The organism is Rhizobacter sp. P2_H3, assembly GCF_056403355.1.
On record NZ_JBFUFQ010000309.1, the window covers coordinates 1 to 5640 of the forward strand.

Genomic DNA, 5640 nt, shown 5'->3' on the forward strand with positions numbered 1-5640 from the left:
GTGCGGCGGTGGCCTGCGCGCGGGCCGCGGTGCGCCACCTCGAGACGCTGCCGAACGAGCCGCGGCTGGTGGCCGCGCGGCTGCTGCTGGCCGACCTGCTGGAAGACCAGGGCGACTACCCCGGCGCCTACGAAGCCTACGCCGAAGGCTCGCGCGTGGCCGCCGAGCAGCAGCGCGAGGCGATCGCGCTGCGCGCCGAGATGCTGGCGCTCGACCGCGATGCCGAGCAGGTGCTGCGCAGCACCGAGCAGACGCTGGCCTATGCGCAGCGGCTGTCGAACGTCGGCCACCTGGTCGCGAGCATCAACCACGAGCTGAACCAGCCGATGGCGTCGATCCGGCTGGTCGCCGAGACGGCGCTGGAGCTGATCGACAGTGGCGAGACGGGCGAGGTGATGGCGAGCATGCGCACGATGCTGAAGCTGTCGACCCGGCTGACCGACCTGACCGCGCAGCTCGCCGCCTTCCCGGCGCGCTCGACCGCGCAGGTGCAGCAGCTGAGCCTGCGCCAGGCGGTGCTGGAGGCGCTGGGCATGCTGCGCTCGCGGCTCGGGCAGACGCCGTGCGAGATCGAGATCGGCTTCGACGATGCGCTGGCGCACGGCTTCGAGGGCCAGCTGGTGCGGGTGATCGCGAACCTGGTCAACAACGCGCTCGACGTGCTGGAGCCGGTGCAGCCGCGCCGCATCGAGTTCGCTTGCGCGAGCGACGGCGAGTTCGTCGTGCTCAGCGTGGCCGACAACGGCCCGGGGCTCGCGCCGCCGGTGCTGGAGCGGCTGTTCCAGCCGTTCTTCTCGACCAAGGCGGCCGGGCGCGGGCTGGGGCTCGGTCTCGCGCTGTCGCGCGACGTGATGCGCGAGATGGGCGGCGACCTGCGCGCGCGCAACGGCAGCGCCGGCGGTGCGGTGTTCGATGTGCGGCTGCCGCTGGAGGATCCGACGACGGTGCCGGGGAGTTTGTAGTTCCACCCCCCTGCGATGGAACGATTTGCCGTGCGGCCCCACTCATGCGGCGTGGAAGGAGCACGACATGAAACGAACCGCGTCTGACTTGTCACCCAGGAAGGCCTTGCCGGCGACGCCATCGTCCCCGCGGTCGCCGCCGGCGAGTTCGTCGGAAACCGAAGCGTTCGAGGACTCGAGCGAAGACCCGTCGGTCCACCCGATCGAGCAACTCTGGTCGGTCATGAATGACGCGTCGAAGTCCACTGCGGAGCGCGAGGCTGCCATCCGCATGTGCATCAGCAGCGAGCCGATCGGCCAGCGCAGAGGAGTACTCGCCTTCAAGGCCGAGCATTGGCAGGTTCTGGAGGCGATCTCCCAGCTGGAGACGCCGCAGGATTGCGCAGAGCTGTTCACCGGGAGCTACCTGAAGGCAGACTTCCCCTTGACGCCGGCGGGAATCCTGTACGGCCTGACCGTGGTCAAGGCGGCGCGGAGCGCCCTCGGTGGCTTGGCGATGTACTCGACTCGCGACGGCTGCTCGTTGGTCGTGAAGCACGTGGTGGAGATGGCGACTTTGTGCTCGGTCTGCCCCATCACCTGTCGGGGTCTGCTGGCGATGGTCTTTCGAGGCCACGAGTCGCTGCTTGCCGATGTCCACGCAGTCTTTTGCAAGGAGATCGAGACGCGCCCGCGGCCGTCCGTGCAGATATGCGTCGTGGTGCTGGCCTCGTTGCACAGCCTGTCTGGTGCAAACCCGTTGGATGTGACGAAGGGCCCGCAGTCACTGGGCGCGGAAAGCCTGATCCTGAATGACCTGGTCCGGATCAGCGTGCAGCAGTGCTGCGCGATCATTCATGTCGCGCAGACCCTTCAACTTGAACAGCCGCTGGAGAGGGACGACTTCGAGTGGGTGAAGACGAACACCGGGGAATTGGGCGTGCTGTTGGACTCGAACGCGAACGACGAGGGTATCGGGGAGTTTCTGCTGGCGGCCGGGCTGGTGCAGGTGTGGTCGGTATCGCTCATGAATCAGTTGATGAACTGACTCATCTCATGACGCGGGCGGTCCGGCCAGCACCTGCGCAACGAGAGAATCCGCCCCGAATGCGGAGCGGTTGGCCTCGGCCAGCAGCGCGATCGCAGCCAGCCTGCAGGCCTCGCGGTCGTGCGCCGGGCCGTTGCCGAGCGGGTCGCTCATCAGGCCGTCCGTCACGCGGTCGACCAACGCCTCGAAGCGGCGCACGGCTTCGTCGCGCAGTTCGTCGAACGCGGGGTCGTCGAAGGCGAGGTCATTCCTGGCGGGGGTGGCGTGCAGGGTCATTTCGTGGGTCCGGTGGTCGAGGCGGTCGGAGCGCTCGACAGGGTCGATTGCGCGGAGAAGAAGTCGGCAGACGTGGCGGATGACGAGGCCGACGACGGCTTGCCGTCGTCGGTGCGCATGCTGTCATTCGGCGCCGACCCATCGGTGGCGGCAGTGCTGCTGGCCGAGGCCGGCAGGGTGGCGCTCGGCTTCGGGGTGGTCGGCCTCGGGGGCAGCGGCGGCGGCTTCGCGCCGGTCGGCGCCGGCTGCAGCGCGGCGTCCAGCTTGCCGAGACCGGACTGGAAGCGCTGGACCATGTCGTGGATCGCCTGCAGGCCCGTCCTGGCCTCGCCGAGCATCTGGTTCACCAGGGGCGGCGCGAAGTTCTGGTACAGCGCGCTGCCCTCGATGTCGTGCAGCGCCTGCAGGAACTCGCCGGCCACGCGCGAGGCGCGGTCCGAGCCCCGCACTGCCGCGGCCATCGGGCCCTTCAGCGCGGCGTGCGCCGCGTCGCGGATCGCGCCGAACGGGCCCAGCGGGATGTGTCCGGGATTCGCGGTCGGCGTCGTGGGTTTCGTGAGGTTCTCGGATTCCGCAGGCCGGGTCGGTGCCGCTGCTCCCGTGGGGCCGGTCGGCAGCATCTGGGCCAGTTGCGACATCTGCGCCACCTGCTCGCCCAGCCGGCCCATCTGCCCGAGCAGCGATGCGTTCTGCAGGCGCGGGCGAAGGCCGGAGAGGCCCTGTTGYAGCGTCGCGGCGCTCGGCAGCTTCGAGGGCAGGCGTTCGCTCAGCCCGCTCAATCCGCTCATCGTCTTCGAGGCGAGGCGCGTCGCACCCGTCGCCTTCTCGGCCAGGCCGGGCGCTGCCTTGGCAACCTGCTGGGCCACGCGACCGAGCGCCTGGGCGCTGCTCTTCAGCAACATCGGATTGATCGGAGGCATGCGGGTTCCTTGCAGCGGTGGCGTCGTTGACCGCAACGGTAGGGCCGCCGGGCCGGGCCGGCGGTGGCCCGGTGCGAAGCGGCGCATGCCGCGGCGAAGTTGCGCCCGGCCGCCCGCGCAAGCGTCCGGCAGGGCGCTACGATCGCCGCATTGCTTGCATTGACCGAACCGACACGTGAAGCCCTCGATCCCCGACAAGACCATGCAAGACCCCGCCAAAGCCGCCGGCCCTGCCACCACGCCGGTGACGCGCGTGCTGGTGATCGAGGACGACGAGGCCTTTCGCGTCAGCGTGAAGCGTGCGCTGGAGCTGGCCGGCTACGAGGTCAGCCTGTTCGAGGACGCCGAATCGGCGATGGAGCAGATGGCCGCCGTGGCGCCGGCCGCCGTGCTGACCGACCTGCGGCTGCCGAAGGCCGACGGCCTGTTCGTGCTGCAGCGCGCGCGCGAGAAGGATGCCGACCTGCCGGTGGTGCTGATGACCGGCCATGGCGACATCCCGACCGCGATCCAGGCGATCCGCTCGGGCGCCTACGATTTCCTCGAGAAGCCGTTCAGCCGCGAACGGCTGCTGGCGGTCGTGCAGCGCGCGGCCGACCAGTACCGGCTGGTGCAGGAGAACCGGCAGCTGAAGACGCGGCTGGCCGAGTCGTCCGGCATCGACCAGATCGTGCGCGGCGACGCGGCACCGGTGCGCGAGCTGCGCGACCTGATCCTGCGCCTGGCGCCGACACCGGTCGACGTGCTGATCCACGGCGAGACCGGCACCGGCAAGGAGCTGGTCGCGCGCTGCCTGCATGATTTCGGCCGGCGCAGCGGCAACTTCGTCGCGCTGAACTGCGCGGCCATCCCCGAGAGCCTGTTCGAGAGCGAGCTGTTCGGCCACGAGGCCGGCGCCTTCACCGGCGCGGGCAAGCAGCGCATCGGCAAGATCGAGCACGCGAAGGACGGCACGCTGTTCCTCGACGAGATCGAGGCGATGCCGCTCGCGCTGCAGGCCAAGGTGCTGCGCGTGATCCAGGAGCGCGAGATCGAGCGCCTGGGCAACAACAAGCCGATCCCGGTGAACTTCCGCGTCGTCGCGGCGACCAAGGTGAGCCTGGAAGACCTGGCGAAGAAGGGCGAGTTCCGGCCCGACCTGTTCTACCGGCTCAACGTGGCCTCGCTGAAGATCCCGGCGCTGCGCGACCGGCTGGGCGACATCCTCGGGCTGTTCCAGATCTTCGTGCAGCAGGCGAGCCTGCGCTTCCAGATGCCGGTGCCGTCGTTGACGCCGGACCAGCACCAGGCGCTGCTCGCGTCGCGCTGGCCGGGCAACGTGCGCGAGCTGAAGGCCTGCGCCGAGCGCCTGATCCTCGGCCTGCCGATCTTCGTCGACGGCGAGCCGACGGCTTCGGCACCGCGCTCGTTCGACGAATCGGTCGCGATGATCGAGCGCAGCCTGCTCGAAGAAGCGCTGCGCCGCCACGGCGGTTCGGTGAAGGCGGCCTGCGCCGAACTCGCGCTGACGCCGGCGACGATGTACCGCAAGCTGAAGGCGCTGGCGGTGGACCCGTCGGCGTACAAGGACCCGAGCACGGATCCGGCGGGCTGAGGCGATTCCCGATACTCCTTTGCGCCGCGCGCGTCGCAGGTGCCGTCCGAAATAGCGGACTCCAGCGCACGAACTGCGGGTGCGATCGGTTCGTTGCAGATGCCGTGAGGCATCAGACAGAACGCCCGCACGAAGACCTGCCCGCAGGCATCGTTAATCCAGGCGCAACGGTCCCGTCACGCGACGTTCGACGCCTGTCGCAGTCGTGAGAGAGACCCCCTCGCGTTCTTCTCAAACTTGATTCGCCCCACCGGCGCGTGCGCTGTCGGATGCGTACCGGGTGGCATCGGCGCGCCCGTTCGTTTCCACGGCGCGCCACGAGGAATCAAGCACTTGCAGGTCAATTTGAAACCGCTTGCAAGCGGCGGGGCCGTCGCGCAGCCATACATCGCTTCGTGGCACATGGCTTGCGGAACGAGACCGTCAGACATCATTAAACACATAGGGGAGTCTCGTGAACAAAGCAGCCTTGTTGATCGAAGACAAAGACACGCAACTGGTCGTGCGGACCGCACTGGAGTGCGCCGGTTTCCAGTGCGAGGTCTACGCGTCCACCGGTACGCTCTTGCGCGGCATCAAGCGCGACGACCATGGACTGATCGTCGTCGACGTCGACGACCCGGCCACCGATTGCAGCGCGCTCGTCGACTGGCGCCGCAACTGGCTGAATCCCGAAGTGACTTTGGTCGCCCTCGGCCGCACCGACCCGCTGACCGCGGCCCGCGTGCTGAACGCCGGTGTCGACGATTTCGTCGCGAAGCCGGTGCGCGGTGCCGAGCTGCTGGCGCGCATCGGCGCCGCGGCGCGCCGGCGCGTGCCGGCCCCGGCCGAGACCGGCCCGAGCGTGGCCGGCTGCAGCAT

6 protein-coding genes are annotated in these 5640 nt (G+C 69.1%); 4 read left to right on the top strand and 2 right to left on the bottom strand.

What is annotated here, in order from left to right:
* Together AC1D1T_RS29570 and AC1D1T_RS29575 are read left to right on the top strand one after the other, a co-directional pair.
* Positions 1 to 962, top strand: a 962-nt coding sequence (locus AC1D1T_RS29570; protein ID WP_477993036.1) for a sensor histidine kinase, incomplete at its 5' end; no start/stop codon positions are given.
* Positions 963 to 1029: 67 nt separating this feature from the next.
* A complete protein-coding gene (locus tag AC1D1T_RS29575) occupies positions 1030 to 1989 on the top strand; it encodes a hypothetical protein (protein ID WP_477826070.1) in 960 nt (319 codons plus the stop codon).
* A 6-nt stretch (positions 1990 to 1995) separates the two neighbouring features.
* On the opposite strand, the gene AC1D1T_RS29580 is transcribed toward AC1D1T_RS29575, so the two are convergent.
* Entirely contained in the window at positions 1996 to 2265 is a 270-nt protein-coding gene (locus AC1D1T_RS29580) for a hypothetical protein (protein WP_047505515.1), read from the bottom strand.
* Entirely contained in the window at positions 2262 to 3185 is a 924-nt protein-coding gene (locus tag AC1D1T_RS29585) for a hypothetical protein (RefSeq protein ID WP_465114380.1), read from the bottom strand. Before AC1D1T_RS29585 ends, AC1D1T_RS29580 begins: the two co-directional genes overlap by 4 nt.
* A gap of 202 nt (positions 3186 to 3387) precedes the next feature.
* On the opposite strand from AC1D1T_RS29585, the gene AC1D1T_RS29590 reads away from it, so the two are divergent.
* Together AC1D1T_RS29590 and AC1D1T_RS29595 are read left to right on the top strand one after the other, a co-directional pair.
* Positions 3388 to 4779 (top strand): sigma-54-dependent transcriptional regulator, encoded by a 1392-nt coding sequence (locus tag AC1D1T_RS29590; RefSeq protein WP_465114379.1) that lies wholly within the window; start codon positions 3388 to 3390, stop codon positions 4777 to 4779.
* Between the two features lie 472 nt (positions 4780 to 5251).
* On the top strand, positions 5252 to 5640 hold a 389-nt coding region (locus AC1D1T_RS29595; RefSeq protein WP_477993037.1), incomplete at its 3' end, for a response regulator.

What these genes read in the sequence shown, in the direction of transcription:
- AC1D1T_RS29575 (WP_477826070.1), top strand. Translation starts at nt 1,030, where the DNA reads ATGAAACGAACCGCGTCTGACTTGTCACCCAGGAAGGCCTTGCCGGCG.
- AC1D1T_RS29580 (WP_047505515.1), bottom strand. Translation starts at nt 2,265, where the DNA reads ATGACCCTGCACGCCACCCCCGCCAGGAATGACCTCGCCTTCGACGAC.
- AC1D1T_RS29590 (WP_465114379.1), top strand. Translation starts at nt 3,388, where the DNA reads ATGCAAGACCCCGCCAAAGCCGCCGGCCCTGCCACCACGCCGGTGACG.